The sequence below is a fragment of the Superficieibacter electus genome, from assembly GCF_002915575.1.
Taxonomy (GTDB): Bacteria; Pseudomonadota; Gammaproteobacteria; order Enterobacterales; family Enterobacteriaceae; genus Superficieibacter; species Superficieibacter electus.
The window spans coordinates 191,555-207,235 of the sequence record NZ_PQGD01000006.1 but is presented as its reverse complement, the minus strand read 5'-3'; the positions used below and the strand labels follow the sequence as shown (position 1 = coordinate 207,235).

The following is a 15,681-nucleotide window of genomic DNA, read 5'->3' as shown; positions in this document are numbered from 1 at the left end:
TCAGGACTTAGTTCAGACGAACCGGCATCCCGGAACGGTTCTGAATAGCCTGTTCCAGTACAGACTGGTCAACATCCGCCTGGTCAGTGACTTTTTTCACCGCTTTGGTCAGGGTAACCGGCACCACTTCATCACCATTAAACTGGGCTTCAGTGGTGGAAAGCGGGTTATGTATTTCGACATAACGGCTGCCGTCTGGCTCGGTAGTCGATTTAACCGGCTCATCAATAAACTGTACCCGCGTACCGACCGGCACATTCTGGAACAGGAACTTGATGTCGTCGTTACGCAGACGTACACAGCCGTGGCTGACACGCAGGCCAACGCCGAAGTTGGCGTTAGTGCCGTGAATAGCGTACAGGCGGCCGATATACAGGGCGTACAGGCCCATCGGGTTATCCGGACCCGCCGGAACCACCGCTGGCAGCGGCTGGCCTGCCGCAGCGTATTCAGCATGCATTTTCGCCGTTGGTGTCCAGGTCGGACCCGCTTTCTTACGCTCGACTTTTGTCGTCCAGGCAATCGGGGTGTCTTTGCCTAACTGACCAATACCAATCGGCAGCACGATAACCGTATTGGTACCCTTCGGATAGTAATACAGACGCATTTCGGCGCTATTAATAACAATCCCTTCATGCACGGTATCTGGCAGGATCAGTTGCTGAGGAATGTTCAGCACGGTACCGCCTTTTGGCAGGTAAGTATCCACGCCCGGGTTGGCTTCCAGCATATTGGACAGCCCCATCTGATACTCCGCTGCAAAGTACTCCAGCGGCTGCTTGTTATCATCAGGGATCTGAATGACCTGGTTTTCACCAATTAAACGGCTGCCGTCGGTAGGCAGAGGATACGTGACGGCTGAAGCTGTTTTGCAAAAGCCTACGACAGCCAGCGCCGCCGCAAAAAGGGTCTTTAGTTTCATATTCATATTGAGCAAGATACCGGTGCCACAGGCTGTTGGTTTAAAAGTCCACTATCATTGGGAGCGCATTATAGGTGCATTCCCGTTGAGTGGGAAATAGATGTGTGCAAAATCACACTTTTTTCCGCTGACTACATTTTAGACGCAAATGCAGGGGACTGATTTTAATTCAGAATCCTGGCATAAAGCCGGCTTTTAACGTAACGGCGGGCATCAATCAATTTCACTTCGTGAAAAAGCTGCGCCAAAGTGGCATAATTAGCGGTTTGTCACACTTTTTCAGGAATTACGCGTGTTAGTTTCCAGCAACGTCACCATGCAGTTCGGCAGTAAGCCGCTATTTGAAAATATTTCCGTCAAGTTTGGCGGCGGCAACCGTTACGGCCTGATTGGCGCGAACGGCAGCGGTAAATCCACGTTTATGAAAATCCTCGGCGGCGATTTAGAACCGACGCTGGGTAATGTTTCTCTCGATCCTAATGAACGTATCGGTAAGCTGCGTCAGGACCAGTTCGCTTTTGAAGAGTACTCGGTGCTCGACACGGTGATCATGGGCCACAGCGAGCTGTGGGAAGTGAAGCAGGAGCGCGATCGCATTTATGCTCTCGCGGAAATGAGCGAAGAAGACGGCTATAAAGTGGCCGATCTGGAAGTGCTGTACGGCGAGATGGACGGCTATTCCGCTGAATCGCGCGCCGGTGAATTGCTGCTGGGCGTTGGTATTCCGGTAGAGCAACATTACGGTCCGATGAGTGAAATCGCCCCTGGCTGGAAGCTGCGTGTGCTACTGGCGCAGGCGCTATTCTCTAACCCGGACATTCTGCTGCTTGATGAACCGACCAACAACCTCGACATCGATACTATTCGCTGGCTTGAGCAGGTGCTTAACGAACGTGACAGCACGATGATCATCATTTCGCACGACCGTCACTTCCTCAACATGGTCTGCACCCATATGGCCGATCTGGATTATGGCGAGCTGCGTATTTATCCGGGCAACTACGATGAATATATGACCGCGGCGACCCAGGCACGTGAACGTCTGCTGGCCGACAACGCCAAGAAAAAGGCGCAAATTGCCGACCTGCAATCTTTCGTCAGCCGTTTTAGCGCCAACGCCTCCAAGTCGCGCCAGGCGACTTCTCGTGCCCGCCAGATCGATAAAATCAAGCTGGATGAGGTGAAAGCTTCCAGCCGTCAGAACCCGTTCATTCGCTTCGAGCAGGATAAAAAACTGTTCCGAAATGCGCTTGAAGTGGAGAAGCTGACCAAAGGCTTCGATAACGGACCGCTGTTTAAAGATGTCAGTTTACTGCTTGAAGTAGGGGAAAAACTGGCGGTTCTCGGTACCAACGGCGTCGGTAAATCGACGCTGCTGAAAACGCTGGTCGGTGAACTTGAGGCCAACAGCGGAACGGTTAAATGGTCGGAAAACGCCCGCATCGGCTATTATGCCCAGGATCACGCGGACGATTTCGCCAACGATCTCACCGTGTTTGAATGGATGAGTCAGTGGAAGCAGGAAGGCGATGATGAGCAGGTGGTACGTAGCTTCCTTGGGCGTTTGCTGTTCAGCCAGGACGATATCAAAAAACCCGCGAAAGTGCTTTCCGGTGGCGAAAAAGGACGTATGCTGTTCGGCAAGTTAATGATGCAAAAGCCAAATATCCTGGTGATGGACGAACCGACTAACCACCTGGATATGGAATCCATCGAATCATTGAACATGGCGCTGGAGATGTACGAAGGGACGTTGATTTTTGTCTCTCACGACCGCGAATTCGTCAGCTCGCTGGCGACCCGCGTGCTGGAAATTACCCCGCAGCGTGTGGTGGACTTCAGCGGTAATTACGAAGATTACCTGCGCAGCCAGGGCATCGAGTAATTGCCATTGTGGGCTTTCAGGACTGTAAGCCCGCAATTATTCTGGTGACCTCCACACGGAGGTTGCTTTTTTTATTTCTTTTTAAGAATGATGGACCCGCTGGTTGCGTTAATTCAGGAGTCCAGGTGGCAGGTGAGTCTGTCCGCACTGCACAATAAAAAGTCACGTAAAAGCCTTATTATCGGGGTTATTGTTTTTGTAGGCGCTATTATCACGCTGGGGTTTACCTTACTTAGTGGTATGAAGGATGCGGCACGAGCCGAAGTTGACCTTCTGCGAAGTGGGCAAACTGTCGCGGCATATCAGCAAAGCTCGCAAGCCCTGCAAGGCAGAATGACTGAGGATAGATTTATTCTGTTAACGCGTTCTATGAATTTTTCCGACATTGAAGACTACAGCTTTACTAGTATCGAGCAAGTCAATAATGAAGAGAGCCTCTCTGGCAATGTGAGCTTTAACGATGGATCGCAAGGTGCTATCAAGGTACTAATGCGCAAAGAAGGGGACTCATGGAAACTTTTCGCTATTTTGGTTAATTAGCCGGTTTCAACTGCCGGAGCGAGTGGCTCCGGCTAAAGTGTCACTCGTTAAACGGCGGTGTATTATCCAGCACGGCCTGAATAACGTTCAGCGCACCATGGTGATTGTTATCATCCGTCGTATAGCGAGAAATTTCCTTAATACTGTCGGCCGCATTACCCATGGCAAAAGAATATTTCGCCAGCTTGAGCATTTCTGCATCGTTGCCGCTATCCCCGATGGCAACGCATGCCTGCGGAGAAACATCCCACCGCTGTAGCAGCCGGCTAATACCGCTGGCCTTATGTAAGCCGGGAATAATTAAATCGATAAAGCCGAAGCCGCTGGTCACCGGTTTCATTACGCCTTCAAGTGAGACATGCAATGCATCAACCAGTTGAGGGATCTGCTCATCCGGCAAATTAAGCGAGAACTTAAATAGTTTGTCATTGATGTCGCTGTAATCACTCACACGCTGCATACGGTAATAATGTTTAGCCATCAGTTCAACAAACGCTTGCGGCGCTTTATCGCTGACATAAGCGCTCTCCAGGCCGCAGGCAACAAAGTTAAGTTGCGGGTCTTTAAGCAGTTCGCCAATCACAATCTGCGATTCACGTTGGGTCAGTTCGCCGTGGAAAAGCTCATGGCCGTGTTCATAAACCAGCGCGCCGTTTTCGGCAACGTAAGAAATCGAATCGCGCACTTCAGGGAAAAAGGTGATCAGCTGATAGTACTGGTTGCCGCTGGCGACCACAAATTCAATACCGCGTTGCTGAAGTTGATCAAATTGCGTTAAAAAACGCTGGCGGTCATAGGTTTTAGCGTCACTAAGAAATGTACCATCCATATCGGTGACGATAACTTTCACGGTCATAAAGGTGCTCCTGGCGAAAACGGCAATGCCGCATATTTTAATGCGTCAGCGAAGCAATGCACGCATAAATTATGCTTGTGCAGACTTATGATCAGGTGGCGGCTCGCTTTTGCGACATTGATTCCAGCATGCTGAACAGATTACTGATAAGCCGATTATTTTCTGAATCCGCCGCGTGAAACCGAAAAAGCCGGCATGCGCAGCGCAAAGGAAGTCGATACAGTTTCGCCATCGTGTAAACCCTGAAATGGATTGTCATGGAAAAGGTCACCACCGCCACACCGCATGATGCGGTGTTTAAACAATTTTTATGCCACCCTGAGACCGCACAGGATTTTCTGGATATCCATCTGCCGCCAGCCCTGCGTCAACAGTGCGATTTGCGTACCCTCAGGCTGGAGCCAGCAAGCTTCGTGAAAAAAGATTTGCGTGCTTATCATTCTGATGTGATCTGGTCGGTGAATACCTGTGCAGGCAAAGGTTATATTTATGTGGTGATTGAACATCAAAGTTCACCCGATGCGCTGATGGCGTTCAGGTTAATGCGCTATGCGATGGACGTGATGCAGCGCCATCTGGATAAAGGCAATAAAAAATTGCCGCTGGTCATTCCCATGCTCTTTTATCACGGTATTGAAAGCCCGTATCCCTGGCCCCTGTGCTGGCTGGATGAATTTGCCGATCCGGCGCTGGCACGCCAGCTCTATTCAACCTCGTTTCCGCTGGTGGATATCACCTTCATTGCGGACGCGCAGATTATGCAACACCGCCGCGTAGCCCTGCTTGAGCTGGTGCAAAAGCATATTCGTCAGAGAGACCTGATGATGATCGTTGAGCAACTGGTCTCGCTTCTGGCGATGGGATACAATACCGACACCCAGCGGGAAACGCTGTTTAATTATCTGGCGCGGTGCGGCGATGCGCCAAATTGTAATTCGGTTTTCCGCCATATCGCCAGACGCTTACCGCAACACAAGGAGGAGCTGATGACACTTGCTGAAAGATGGCATGAGGCAGGCCGCAATGATGGCAGACGTGAAGGTCGTCAGGAGGGCCGTCAGGAAGAAGCGCTGCGTATTGCCCGTACCATGCTTGAAAATGGTATTGAGCGCGAAGCGGTGCTGAAGATCACCGGCCTGAGCCGCGAAGAACTGCTGGCTCACGGCATTTAATCACTCGCCAGTTACAGGCACCCCGGCTAAAGGTGCCTGGCGACTTACTCCCCGCACACCTCACATCCCGGCGCACGCATCAGTTTCATTTCGCGGAACTGGCAGGTCATTGCGTCATACATTACTATTTTCCCCGCAACGGGCGTGCCATAGTGGGCCAACACTTTAATGGCTTCCAGCGCCTGCATCGAACCTATCACCCCCACCAGCGGGGCCATGACGCCTGCTTCCACGCAGGACAGCGCATTGTCACCAAATAAACGGCTCAGGCAGCGGTAGCACGGCTCGCCAGGCTGGTAGGTGAAGACGCAGATTTGCCCTTCCATGCGGATAGCCGCGCCTGAGACCAGCGGTATTTTATCGGCAAAACAGCCAGCGTTTAGCTGCTGGCGAATCGCCACGTTATCGGTGCAATCCATCACCAGGTCGTGTTGCGCGATAAGCGAGCAGAGCGCGCGCTCATCCAGCAGGGCGTTAACGGGCGTGATGGTAATATGCGGATTGATCCGCGCCAGCGCGTCACGCGCGGAGAGTACTTTTGGCTGGTCGAGGGTCGCGTCGCTGTGCAACGTTTGCCGCTGCAGATTGGAGAGGGAAACCGTGTCGAAATCAAGCAGCGTAAGCTGCCCGATGCCAGCGCCCGCCAGATATTGCGCCGCAGCGCAGCCCAGTCCACCCAGACCGACAACCAGCACCCGCGCGGCCTTCAGCGCCTCCTGACCCTCAAAATCAAACCCGCGCAGCACGATTTGCCGGTTGTAGCGCATCATTTCGGCATCGCTGAGTTCCTCTGCCATTACAGGCCTCCCAGCAGGGCGTTAAACGGCTCTACCTCTACCCATTCACCGGCCTCAACGTTGCCCCTCTCACGTTCAAGGACAATAAAACAATTCCCCTGACTGAACGAGCTGAAAATATGTGAACCCTGATGGCCTGTGGTATGTACTTCCAGCTCGCCCTGCGCGTTACGCTGTAAGATCCCGCGCTGAAAATCGAGTCGTCCCGGCGATTTTTTTAAGCGCGAGGCCGTGCGTACCCGCTGGCGCGGCGGCAGGATTGCCGTAGTGTTGCCGCTGAGCTTCGCCAGCAGCGGCTGTACCAGCTGATAAAAGGTAAGGGCTGCTGAGACCGGGTTACCTGGCAGTCCACAAAACCAGCTATCGCCAAGGGTGCCAAAGGCGAAAGGTTTTCCCGGTTTGATCGCCAGTTTCCAGAACGCAATCTCGCCCAGTTCGTCAAGAATGGTTTTGGTATAGTCCGCTTCACCCACCGAGACGCCGCCTGAGCTTATTACAACGTCCGCCTGCTGGCGCGCGCGCAGAAAAGTCTCCCGCAACTGCTGCGGTGAGTCGCGCACAATACCTAAATTGATCACCTCACAGCCGAGCTGATCCAGCATTAAATGCACCGTCAGGCGATTGGTATCATAAATCTGTCCCTCTGCCAGTGGCTGACCCGGCAACTGAAGCTCATCACCGGTTGAGAACAGCGCGACGCGCACTTTACGCACTACGTTCACGCTGGCAATGCCCAGCGAGGCCAGAATCGGTAGTTCCGCCGCGGTCAAACGAGTTCCTGCCGGTAACACGGTGGCATCGCGGCGAATATCCTCCCCACGGCGACGAATGTTTTGCCCCTCGCGCACGTTGGCGATAAAACGCACGCCCGCTTCACTGGTTTCAGTTTCCTCCTGCATGACTACTGCATCGCAGGCCGCAGGTACCGGCGCACCGGTCATAATACGGATGCAGGTACCTTGCGGCCATTCGCCCTGAAAAGGCTGCCCGGCAAAACTTTTTCCGGCTACCGGCAGAGGGCTGTCGGTGTTGAGATCCGCCAGGCGCACGGCATAACCGTCCATCGCTGAGTTATCAAAGCCGGGAACGTCCAGCGGCGAAACGGTATCCTGCGCCGTGACGCGACCAAAGGCCTGAATTAGCGGAACGCTTTCCGCTTCCGTCAACGGGGCAATGCGGTTGAGCATTTGCGACAGGGCGTCGTCGAGCGGTATCAGTCCGGCGTTAACATTCATAAAAAACTCCTGCGGATAAAAATCGAATGCGCCATTATGGCAGAAAACGGCTTTTAGCTGTATGCCAGCGTCGGCTTAACCTTTACATCACCGCCGCATCTTTCTATATTCAAAATTTGTATAAAAGAGTTGCCACGGTAATGATATCTATAGAAAAAGCCGTGACGCTGTTGTAACAGGAAGGGAAACATGGGAAATGCGGTCATTGCGATTCATGGAGGAGCAGGAGCCATTGCGCGCGCGCAGATGACGCCGGAGCGGGAACAGCAGTACATTGCCGCCCTTTCAGCCATTGTTGAGTATGGCCAGGCAATGCTGGAGGCGGGCGAGAGTGCGCTGGATGTGGTCAGCGAAGCGGTACGACAACTGGAGGAGTGCCCGCTTTTCAATGCAGGCATCGGTGCGGTCTACACCCGCGATGCAACGCATGAGCTTGATGCCTGTATTATGGATGGCCGTAGCCTGAAAGCCGGTGCGGTGGCGGGCGTTTCTCACCTGCGTAACCCGGTGCTGGCCGCGCGTCTGGTGATGGAGCAAAGCCCCCATGTTCTGCTCATCGGCGATGGGGCCGAGAATTTTGCTTTTCGGCACGGCATGGAGCGTGTTGATAGCGCCCTTTTTTCCACGCCGGCGCGCTATGAACAGCTTCTTGTCGCGCGTGAGGCGGGAGAACTACAGCTGGATCACTCTGTTGCCCCATTGGACGAACGTACGAAAATGGGCACAGTGGGCGCTGTGGCGCTGGATAAAGCTGGCGATCTTGCCGCCGCTACATCTACCGGCGGCATGACCAACAAGCTGCCGGGGCGGGTGGGTGACAGCCCGATACCCGGTGCCGGATGCTACGCTAACAATGCCAGCGTGGCGGTATCCTGCACCGGTACTGGCGAGGTCTTTATGCGCACGCTCGCGGCCTACGATATTTCTGCGCTTATGGAATACGGTGGTCTGAGCCTGCTGGAAGCCTGTGAGCGGGTGGTGATGGAAAAATTACCGGCGCTGGGGGGAAGCGGAGGATTAATCGCTATTGACCGGGAAGGCAATGTGGTCCTGCCTTTCAACAGCGAAGGAATGTATCGTGCGTGGGGATATGCCGGAGATACGCCCACTATTGGAATTTATCGCGAATAAGGAGACGCCGTTGCCGCAAGGTCAACCATTCGCTGCCGGCGACGTGCTGGCGGTTAACAATCTCAACATTTCATTTGCCGGGCAGCAGGGGAGCGTTTGCGCTGTGCGCGACCTGTCGTTTACCTTGCAGCGCGGTGAAACGCTGGCGATAGTTGGCGAGTCCGGCTCGGGGAAATCCGTCACGGCGCTGGCGCTGATGCGTCTGATTGAACAGGCTGGCGCAACGGTCTCCTGCGACAGGTTTTTATTGCGTCGTCGTAATGGCCAGGCGATTGAGCCGAATACACTGTCGGCATCGCAGATGCGGCGAGTGCGCGGGGCGGATATCGCTATGATTTTTCAGGAGCCGATGACCTCGCTTAACCCGGTCTTTACCGTCGGCGAACAGATTGCCGAGTCGATCCGGTTGCATCAGGGACTGAATCATCACCAGGCGCTGGCGGAAGCCAAAAAAATGCTGGAGCAGGTGCGTATTCCGGAATCACAGTCGGTATTGAACAGCTATCCGCACCAGCTTTCGGGGGGGATGCGCCAGCGAGTAATGATCGCCATGGCCCTCTCGTGCCGCCCGGCGGTATTGATTGCCGACGAGCCGACCACCGCGCTGGACGTCACTATTCAGGCGCAGATTTTACGGCTTATCGACGTCCTCCAGCAGGATATGGCGATGGGCGTAATTTTCATCACTCACGATATGGGTGTTGTCGCCGATATTGCCGATCGGGTGTTGGTCATGTATCAGGGTGAGGCGGTAGAAACGGGCAGCGTGGAGCAGATTTTTACAGCGCCGCAGCATCCTTATACCCGCGCATTGCTGGCTGCCGTCCCGCGACTCGGTGCGATGCACGGCAGCGATCTGCCACGGCGTTTTCCGCTTTCTGGCGATGAGCAGGAGGACGAGGCGGCGCAGGATACGGTGGTTGCTGGCAAGCCCATCCTTCAGGTCCGCGACCTGATCACCCGTTTTCCGCTACGTGGCGGCATCTTCAATCGCATCACCCGCGAAGTTCACGCGGTCGAAAACGTCAGCTTTGATTTATGGCCTGGTGAAACGTTGTCGCTGGTGGGGGAGTCGGGCAGCGGTAAATCGACCACCGGTCGTGCGCTGCTACGGCTGGTCGAATCGCAAAGCGGTACTATCACCTTCAATGGTGAACGCATCGACACGCTGCCGACCAGTAAACTTCAGCCGCTACGCCGCGATATTCAGTTTATTTTTCAGGACCCGTATGCCTCGCTCGATCCACGGCAGACGGTGGGCTATTCGATTATGGAACCGCTGCGGGTGCATCGGTTACTGGACGCAGACGGAGCACAGCGCCGGGTTGCCTGGCTGCTGGAACGCGTCGGCCTTAAGCCGGAACATGCCTGGCGCTATCCGCATGAGTTTTCCGGCGGCCAGCGTCAGCGTATTTGTATTGCCCGCGCGCTGGCGCTGAACCCAAAAGTGGTGATTGCCGATGAATCGGTGTCCGCACTGGACGTGTCTATTCGCGCGCAGATCATCAACTTGCTTCTCGACCTCCAGCGCGAGATGGGGATCGCCTTTCTGTTTATTTCGCACGACATGGCGGTGGTGGAGCGTATCAGCCACCGCGTCGCGGTGATGTATCGGGGACAAATTGTCGAAATCGGTCCGCGCCGCGCGCTGTTTGAGAATCCGCAGCATCCGTATACCCGCAAATTGATGGCTGCTGTTCCAGTGGCCGATCCCGCACATCGTCGCCCGCAACGTGTGCTGTTGTCCGATGATATTCCGGGAAATATCTACAAGCGAGGAGAAGAGGTGGCGATTGCGCCGTTGCAGCAGGTTGCACCGGGGCATTACGTTGCACGTTCTGGCTCACCATTATAAATAACAGGCAGGGGCCTCAGGAGAATAACATGACACAACGCATGACAGGTAAATGGCTGATTGCCGCCGGGATCGCTTCCGCGCTGGTCGCCGCGCCCGCATTCGCCGCAAAAGACGTCGTCGTGGCGGTCGGCTCGAATTTCACGACTCTCGACCCGTATGATGCCAACGATACGTTATCTCAGGCGGTCGCGAAGTCGTTTTATCAGGGGTTGTTTGGTCTTGATAAAGACATGAAGCTGCAAAACGTGCTGGCGGAAAGCTACACCGTTTCTGATGATAACCTTTCTTACACGATTAAACTTCGTCAGGGCGTTAAGTTCCAGGACGGGACGGCGTTTGATGCCGCGGCGGTGAAAGCCAACCTCGATCGCGCCAGCAACCCGGAGAATCACCTTAAACGGTTTAATCTGTATAAGAATATTGATAAGACCGAAGTGATCGATCCTGCGACGGTAAAAATTACCCTTAAGCAGCCCTTCTCCGCCTTTATCAACGTGCTGGCTCACCCGGCGACGGCGATGATCTCGCCGGCGGCGCTGCAAAAATACGGTAAAGAGATTGGTTTCCATCCGGTTGGCACCGGCCCGTATCAGCTGGAAACATGGAATCAGACTGATTTTGTGAAGGTGAAAAAGAATCCGGACTACTGGCAAAAAGGGCTGCCGAAGCTGGATACCATTACCTGGCGTCCGGTGGTGGATAACAACACTCGTGCAGCGATGTTACAGACCGGCGAAGCGCAGTTTGCGTTTCCGATCCCCTACGAGCAGGCCCCGCTGCTTGAGAAAAACAGCAAGCTGGAACTGGTTGCCAGCCCGTCGATTATGCAGCGTTACATCAGTATGAACGTGACGCAAAAACCGTTCGACAACCCGAAAGTGCGTGAAGCCATCAACTATGCGATCAACCGCCAGGCGCTGGTGAAAGTGGCTTTTGCCGGGTACGCCACGCCAGCCACCGGCGTTGTACCTCCGGCCATTGCCAATGCCAGCAGCTACCAGCCGTGGCCTTACGATCCGGCAAAAGCGCGTGAGCTGCTGAAAGAAGCGGGGTATCCGAACGGCTTCAGCACCACGCTGTGGTCGTCGCACAATCACAGTACGGCACAGAAAGTGCTGCAATTCACCCAGCAGCAGCTGGGACAGGTGGGCATCAAAGCGCAGGTTACCGCGATGGATGCCGGTCAGCGTGCGGCGGAAGTAGAAGGTAAAGGGCAGAAAGAAAGCGGCGTGCGCATGTTCTACACCGGCTGGTCAGCTTCAACCGGGGAAGCGGACTGGGCGCTGTCGCCGTTGTTTGCCACCCAGAACTGGCCGCCAGCGCTTTTTAACACCGCGTTTTACAGCAACAAACAGGTAGATCAAGATCTGGCCGACGCGCTGAAAACCAACTCTGCACAAGAGAAAACGCGGCTGTATAAAGATGCCCAGGATACCATCTGGAAAGAGTCTCCGTGGGTACCGCTGGTGGTCGAAAAACTGGTTTCCGCCCACAGTAAAACGTTGACCGGGTTTTATATCATGCCGGATACCGGCTTTAGCTTTGACAATGCGGACCTCAAGCAGTGAGGCTGAGCGTCTCTTGGGGCTACAGCCTGCATGAAGGTGGCGTGAAATAATGCTTAACTATTTCCTCAAACGCCTGCTGGGATTGATCCCAACGCTGCTGATCGTGGCCGTGCTGGTCTTTTTGTTCGTGCATCTGCTGCCCGGCGATCCGGCGCGGCTGATTGCCGGGCCGGAAGCTGACGCCTAGGTCATTGACATGGTGCGTCAGCAACTGGGGCTGGATCAGCCGCTGCATATTCAGTTCTGGCACTATATCACCAGCGCTCTTCAGGGGGATTTCGGGCAATCAATGGTCTCCCGTCGTCCTGTCTCGCAGGAGATAGCCAGCCGTTTCATGCCTACGCTGTGGCTGACGCTGGCAAGCATGGCCTGGGCGGTGCTGTTTGGCCTCGCGGCGGGGATCGTCGCGGCGGTGTGGCGTAACCGCTGGCCGGATCGTGTTGGTATGACGCTTGCTGTTACCGGCATTTCTTTTCCGGCCTTTGCGCTGGGCATGTTACTGATGCAGGTCTTCTCTGTTGAACTCGGCTGGCTGCCAACCGTTGGCGCTGACAGCTGGCGGCATTATATTCTGCCTTCTCTGACGCTGGGGGCGGCGGTAGCAGCGGTAATGGCGCGTTTTACCCGTGCCTCGTTCGTTGATGTGTTGAACGAAGATTATATGCGCACCGCCAGAGCAAAAGGGGTCAGCGAAACCTGGATTGTGCTTAAGCATGGCTTGCGTAATGCCATGATCCCGGTGGTGACGATGATGGGCCTGCAATTCGGTTTTTTGCTCGGCGGCTCGATTGTCGTGGAAAAAGTGTTTAACTGGCCGGGATTGGGGCGACTGCTGATTGATTCTGTTGAGATGCGTGACTATCCGGTGATTCAGGCAGAAGTGCTGCTTTTTTCGCTGGAATTTATTCTTATTAATTTAATGGTGGATTTGCTTTATGCCGCAATCAACCCTGCTATCAGGTATAAATAAGTGCGACTGCTAAACTGGCGGCGTCAGGCCATCATTGATGCGATGCCCGGCGTCAAACCCGAGCGGGTCCGCACGCCGTGGCACGAATTCTGGCGGCGGTTTCGTCATCAGCCATTAGCTATCGCCGCCGGTATTTTTGTCCTGCTGCTGATTATTGTCGCTGCTATCGCGCCGTGGATCGCCCCTTACGATGCGGAAAACTATTTTGATTACGACCGGCTGAACGCCGGGCCCTCCATGCTGCACTGGTTTGGCGTGGATTCCCTGGGACGCGATATTTTCAGCCGCGTGCTGGTCGGGACGCAAATCTCGCTGGCGGCGGGGGTTTTTGCCGTGCTGATCGGGGCGCTCATTGGTACCGTTCTGGGGTTACTGGCGGGCTACTACGAGGGCTGGTGGGACCGCATCATCATGCGCATCTGCGATGTGCTGTTTGCGTTTCCCGGTATTCTACTGGCGATTGCCGTGGTGGCGGTGATGGGCAGCGGGATGGCTAACGTGATTATCGCGGTCGCTATCTTTTCCGTTCCGGCATTTGCCCGTCTGGTGCGGGGAAATACGCTGGTGCTTAAGCATCAGACCTTTATCGAATCGGCCCGCAGTATTGGGGCCAGCGATATGACGATTTTATTCAGCCATATCCTGCCGGGAACGGTGTCGTCGATTGTGGTCTATTTTACGATGCGTATCGGGACGTCGATAATTTCCGCCGCCAGCCTCTCTTTCCTTGGCCTCGGCGCACAGCCGCCGACGCCGGAGTGGGGCGCGATGCTGAACGAGGCCCGCGCCGACATGGTGATGGCTCCGCACGTGGCACTGTTTCCGGCTATTGCCATCTTTCTGACGGTGCTGGCATTTAATCTGCTGGGGGATGGCCTAAGGGATGCGCTGGACCCGAAGATTAAAGGGTGAGCAGGGGGTTGGTATTGCCCCCTGTACTCGGGTAACGATAAACTGGCTGGCAATTCAGGAGCGTCACGGCAAAGGACAAAAATATGATCTATGTGACTTCAGATACCCATTTCTGCCACTCGAATATTCTTAATTTATGTGGGCGTCCGTTTAATAGCATCCAGCATATGAATGACACGTTGATTCATAACTGGAACGCCTGCGTGCGCCACGAGGATGAAATTTATATTCTGGGTGATTTCATGTTTCACGGTACCGGGAAAGATGCCAACAATATCCTCCGCCGGCTGAACGGTAAAAAATATCTTATTCGCGGTAATCACGATAAATTTTTAAACGACCCAGAATTTGATGTCTCAGCGTTTGAATGGATAAAAGATTATTACGTACTGGACTATAAAAAAGAGAAATTCGTGATGTTTCACTACCCGATCCTGGAGTGGCAGGGGTTCTTTCGCGATGCGTTTCATCTCTATGGCCATGTGCATAATTCGGGAAAAGATCCACAGCAGCGCCAGCGGTTAAACGTGCTGGGCGAGCGGGCGATCAACGTTGGCGTGGATGTGAATCATTTCTTTCCGGTGAGTATTGATTCGCTGATTAAACAGGTCAAAAAGTAACCTTTCCGCAGGGGCGGCGTTATTACCTGTTGAGGCAGTACGTGTTTACCCGCTCGCCGCGCAGGTATCGTTTAAGCTGTTCCTCGCTGAGTAACAGATGCTCATAGGTTAGTTCGCTGCCGCTGACGGGAGGATCGTCATCCTGCGTCAGGTCGTCGCGTTCAATCGGGTTGCTGATGCTGATTATTTTGCGAATGCCCTCGAAGCGGGTCACGCAGGGTTGCCTGTCCAGCGTTTCGCTGTCGTCATCCACCAGATTGGCTTTGGCGATGGCGATCGCTTTTTCCAGCGCATCTTCGCCGGGATCCGCCTCCAGTAGATAAAGATTTTCCTTAATCAGCAGCTTTTTCCGCTGGCCCCTTTTTAAGCGCACGCTGAACACCGCATGAGCAACGTACCAGACCATACTTATTCCTCCTTAACCGAATGTTCTTCCTGCCAGATCTTAGCTTCATCGCGAGCGCCTGCGTGTTCGTCATTGAGCATGGCGGCAAAAATAGCGTGCAGCTCTGGCGTATCATAGCCCTGACCATTTACCGCGCAGCCCGCCCAACTGCGAACTTCACCCTGCTTATCGCGCAGTAACTGTATCAGCACAGGCAGCAGGGTTTCATCAGGATGAGTGTTGTGACAAAGTGCGCCCGCCACGCTAACGCGCACGGTGACAGAAGTATCGGTTGCGGCAAGACGGCAGCGATTTGCCAGCATGGGCCAGAAATCCGCTTTTTTGCCCCAGCGATGGCCCATTGCGCTAATCGCGCTACCCCGTACGGTGGCGGTGGGATCGCTGGCGGCGAGCGCATCAAGTTGCGCCATAATTGCCGGGAGAATGGATTCAGGCGTTACGATCTGGCCGAGAATAAAGCAACTAAGATCGCGTGCTTTATAATTGGTTGAATGGCACATTTTTTGTGCAACGCTCAGGCCCAGTCCCCGAAGCTGCAAATGCATCGCCGCCGCTTTTCTTTTTAGCGGATCGGGATCGTTGAGCAGGAGATAAAGCGTATGTTCCTCCAGCGGTTTATATTGTCGGAAGAAGGCCATTTCTTTATTCCACTGGCGTTCTGCATAGTGAAGCCGTTGCCGGGAGAATGTCATTAGTATTTCCCTTTTTTAACGAGCTTACTCTGGCAAGGTGAACAGTAGCCATATATAGCTCACAAATAAACCAGGTAGAAATGGTGCATTATGCATATTCATCTTTTCCCTGATAAT

14 protein-coding genes and 1 pseudogene are annotated in these 15,681 nt (G+C 54.1%); 9 read left to right on the top strand and 6 right to left on the bottom strand.

Annotated features, from left to right (window positions below; all coding sequences use genetic code 11):
* Positions 1 to 7: 7 nt before the first annotated feature.
* Entirely contained in the window at positions 8 to 928 is a 921-nt protein-coding gene (gene ldtB / locus CHU32_RS09215) for a L,D-transpeptidase (protein WP_103675489.1), read from the bottom strand.
* Between the two features lie 286 nt (positions 929 to 1,214).
* On the opposite strand from ldtB, the gene CHU32_RS09210 reads away from it, so the two are divergent.
* The gene (locus tag CHU32_RS09210) at positions 1,215 to 2,807 is read left to right on the top strand and encodes an ABC-F family ATPase (protein ID WP_103675488.1); all 1,593 of its coding nucleotides are present in this window, start codon (positions 1,215 to 1,217) and stop codon (positions 2,805 to 2,807) included.
* A gap of 132 nt (positions 2,808 to 2,939) precedes the next feature.
* Positions 2,940 to 3,347 (top strand): hypothetical protein, encoded by a 408-nt coding sequence (locus CHU32_RS09205; RefSeq protein ID WP_133159238.1) that lies wholly within the window; start codon positions 2,940 to 2,942, stop codon positions 3,345 to 3,347.
* 40 nt (positions 3,348 to 3,387) lie between these two features.
* On the opposite strand, the gene CHU32_RS09200 is transcribed toward CHU32_RS09205, so the two are convergent.
* Complete coding sequence (locus CHU32_RS09200; protein WP_103675486.1) at positions 3,388 to 4,203, bottom strand: Cof-type HAD-IIB family hydrolase; 816 nt, start codon at positions 4,201 to 4,203, stop codon at positions 3,388 to 3,390.
* A gap of 257 nt (positions 4,204 to 4,460) precedes the next feature.
* On the opposite strand from CHU32_RS09200, the gene CHU32_RS09195 reads away from it, so the two are divergent.
* Positions 4,461 to 5,375 carry an Rpn family recombination-promoting nuclease/putative transposase gene (locus tag CHU32_RS09195; RefSeq protein WP_103675485.1) on the top strand — a complete coding sequence of 305 codons (915 nt, stop codon included), beginning with the start codon at positions 4,461 to 4,463 and terminating at the stop codon, positions 5,373 to 5,375.
* 44 nt (positions 5,376 to 5,419) lie between these two features.
* On the opposite strand, the gene moeB is transcribed toward CHU32_RS09195, so the two are convergent.
* Positions 5,420 to 6,172 carry a molybdopterin-synthase adenylyltransferase MoeB gene (gene moeB / locus CHU32_RS09190; protein WP_103675484.1) on the bottom strand — a complete coding sequence of 251 codons (753 nt, stop codon included), beginning with the start codon at positions 6,170 to 6,172 and terminating at the stop codon, positions 5,420 to 5,422.
* The gene (gene moeA / locus CHU32_RS09185; RefSeq protein ID WP_103675483.1) at positions 6,172 to 7,407 is read right to left on the bottom strand and encodes a molybdopterin molybdotransferase MoeA; all 1,236 of its coding nucleotides are present in this window, start codon (positions 7,405 to 7,407) and stop codon (positions 6,172 to 6,174) included. The genes moeB and moeA overlap by 1 nt, the downstream gene beginning before the upstream one ends.
* Positions 7,408 to 7,596: 189 nt before the next feature.
* On the opposite strand from moeA, the gene iaaA reads away from it, so the two are divergent.
* From iaaA to CHU32_RS09155, 6 genes and pseudogenes are all read left to right on the top strand, one after another.
* A complete protein-coding gene (gene iaaA, locus CHU32_RS09180; RefSeq protein WP_103675482.1) occupies positions 7,597 to 8,538 on the top strand; it encodes a beta-aspartyl-peptidase in 942 nt (313 codons plus the stop codon).
* Between the two features lie 10 nt (positions 8,539 to 8,548).
* The gene (gene gsiA / locus CHU32_RS09175) at positions 8,549 to 10,393 is read left to right on the top strand and encodes a glutathione ABC transporter ATP-binding protein GsiA (protein ID WP_245880203.1); all 1,845 of its coding nucleotides are present in this window, start codon (positions 8,549 to 8,551) and stop codon (positions 10,391 to 10,393) included.
* Positions 10,394 to 10,422: 29 nt separating this feature from the next.
* On the top strand, positions 10,423 to 11,964 hold the full coding sequence (gene gsiB, locus CHU32_RS09170; protein WP_103675480.1) for a glutathione ABC transporter substrate-binding protein GsiB: 1,542 nt from the start codon (positions 10,423 to 10,425) through the stop codon (positions 11,962 to 11,964).
* A 49-nt stretch (positions 11,965 to 12,013) separates the two neighbouring features.
* Positions 12,014 to 12,934 (top strand): annotated as a pseudogene (gene gsiC / locus CHU32_RS09165) (glutathione ABC transporter permease GsiC).
* On the top strand, positions 12,935 to 13,846 hold the full coding sequence (gene gsiD, locus CHU32_RS09160) for a glutathione ABC transporter permease GsiD (RefSeq protein WP_103675479.1): 912 nt from the start codon (positions 12,935 to 12,937) through the stop codon (positions 13,844 to 13,846). It abuts the pseudogene before it with no gap.
* Between the two features lie 83 nt (positions 13,847 to 13,929).
* Positions 13,930 to 14,466, top strand: a complete 537-nt coding sequence (locus CHU32_RS09155) for a metallophosphoesterase (RefSeq protein WP_116480915.1) — start codon at positions 13,930 to 13,932, stop codon at positions 14,464 to 14,466.
* A gap of 22 nt (positions 14,467 to 14,488) precedes the next feature.
* Here CHU32_RS09155 and CHU32_RS09150 read toward each other — a convergent pair whose 3' ends face one another.
* Together CHU32_RS09150 and CHU32_RS09145 are read right to left on the bottom strand one after the other, a co-directional pair.
* Positions 14,489 to 14,872, bottom strand: coding sequence for a DUF4288 domain-containing protein (locus CHU32_RS09150; RefSeq protein ID WP_103675478.1), 384 nt, complete (start codon positions 14,870 to 14,872; stop codon positions 14,489 to 14,491).
* A gap of 2 nt (positions 14,873 to 14,874) precedes the next feature.
* Complete coding sequence (locus CHU32_RS09145) at positions 14,875 to 15,564, bottom strand: hypothetical protein (RefSeq protein ID WP_103675477.1); 690 nt, start codon at positions 15,562 to 15,564, stop codon at positions 14,875 to 14,877.
* Positions 15,565 to 15,681 lie beyond the last annotated feature (117 nt).

Coding starts and splice junctions, on each gene's coding strand:
- ldtB (WP_103675489.1), bottom strand. CDS start 928: ATGAATATGAAACTAAAGACCCTTTTTGCGGCGGCGCTGGCTGTCGTA.
- CHU32_RS09200 (WP_103675486.1), bottom strand. CDS start 4,203: ATGACCGTGAAAGTTATCGTCACCGATATGGATGGTACATTTCTTAGT.
- CHU32_RS09195 (WP_103675485.1), top strand. CDS start 4,461: ATGGAAAAGGTCACCACCGCCACACCGCATGATGCGGTGTTTAAACAA.
- moeB (WP_103675484.1), bottom strand. CDS start 6,172: ATGGCAGAGGAACTCAGCGATGCCGAAATGATGCGCTACAACCGGCAA.
- moeA (WP_103675483.1), bottom strand. CDS start 7,407: ATGAATGTTAACGCCGGACTGATACCGCTCGACGACGCCCTGTCGCAA.
- iaaA (WP_103675482.1), top strand. CDS start 7,597: ATGGGAAATGCGGTCATTGCGATTCATGGAGGAGCAGGAGCCATTGCG.
- gsiB (WP_103675480.1), top strand. CDS start 10,423: ATGACACAACGCATGACAGGTAAATGGCTGATTGCCGCCGGGATCGCT.
- CHU32_RS09155 (WP_116480915.1), top strand. CDS start 13,930: ATGATCTATGTGACTTCAGATACCCATTTCTGCCACTCGAATATTCTT.
- CHU32_RS09150 (WP_103675478.1), bottom strand. CDS start 14,872: ATGGTCTGGTACGTTGCTCATGCGGTGTTCAGCGTGCGCTTAAAAAGG.
- CHU32_RS09145 (WP_103675477.1), bottom strand. CDS start 15,564: ATGACATTCTCCCGGCAACGGCTTCACTATGCAGAACGCCAGTGGAAT.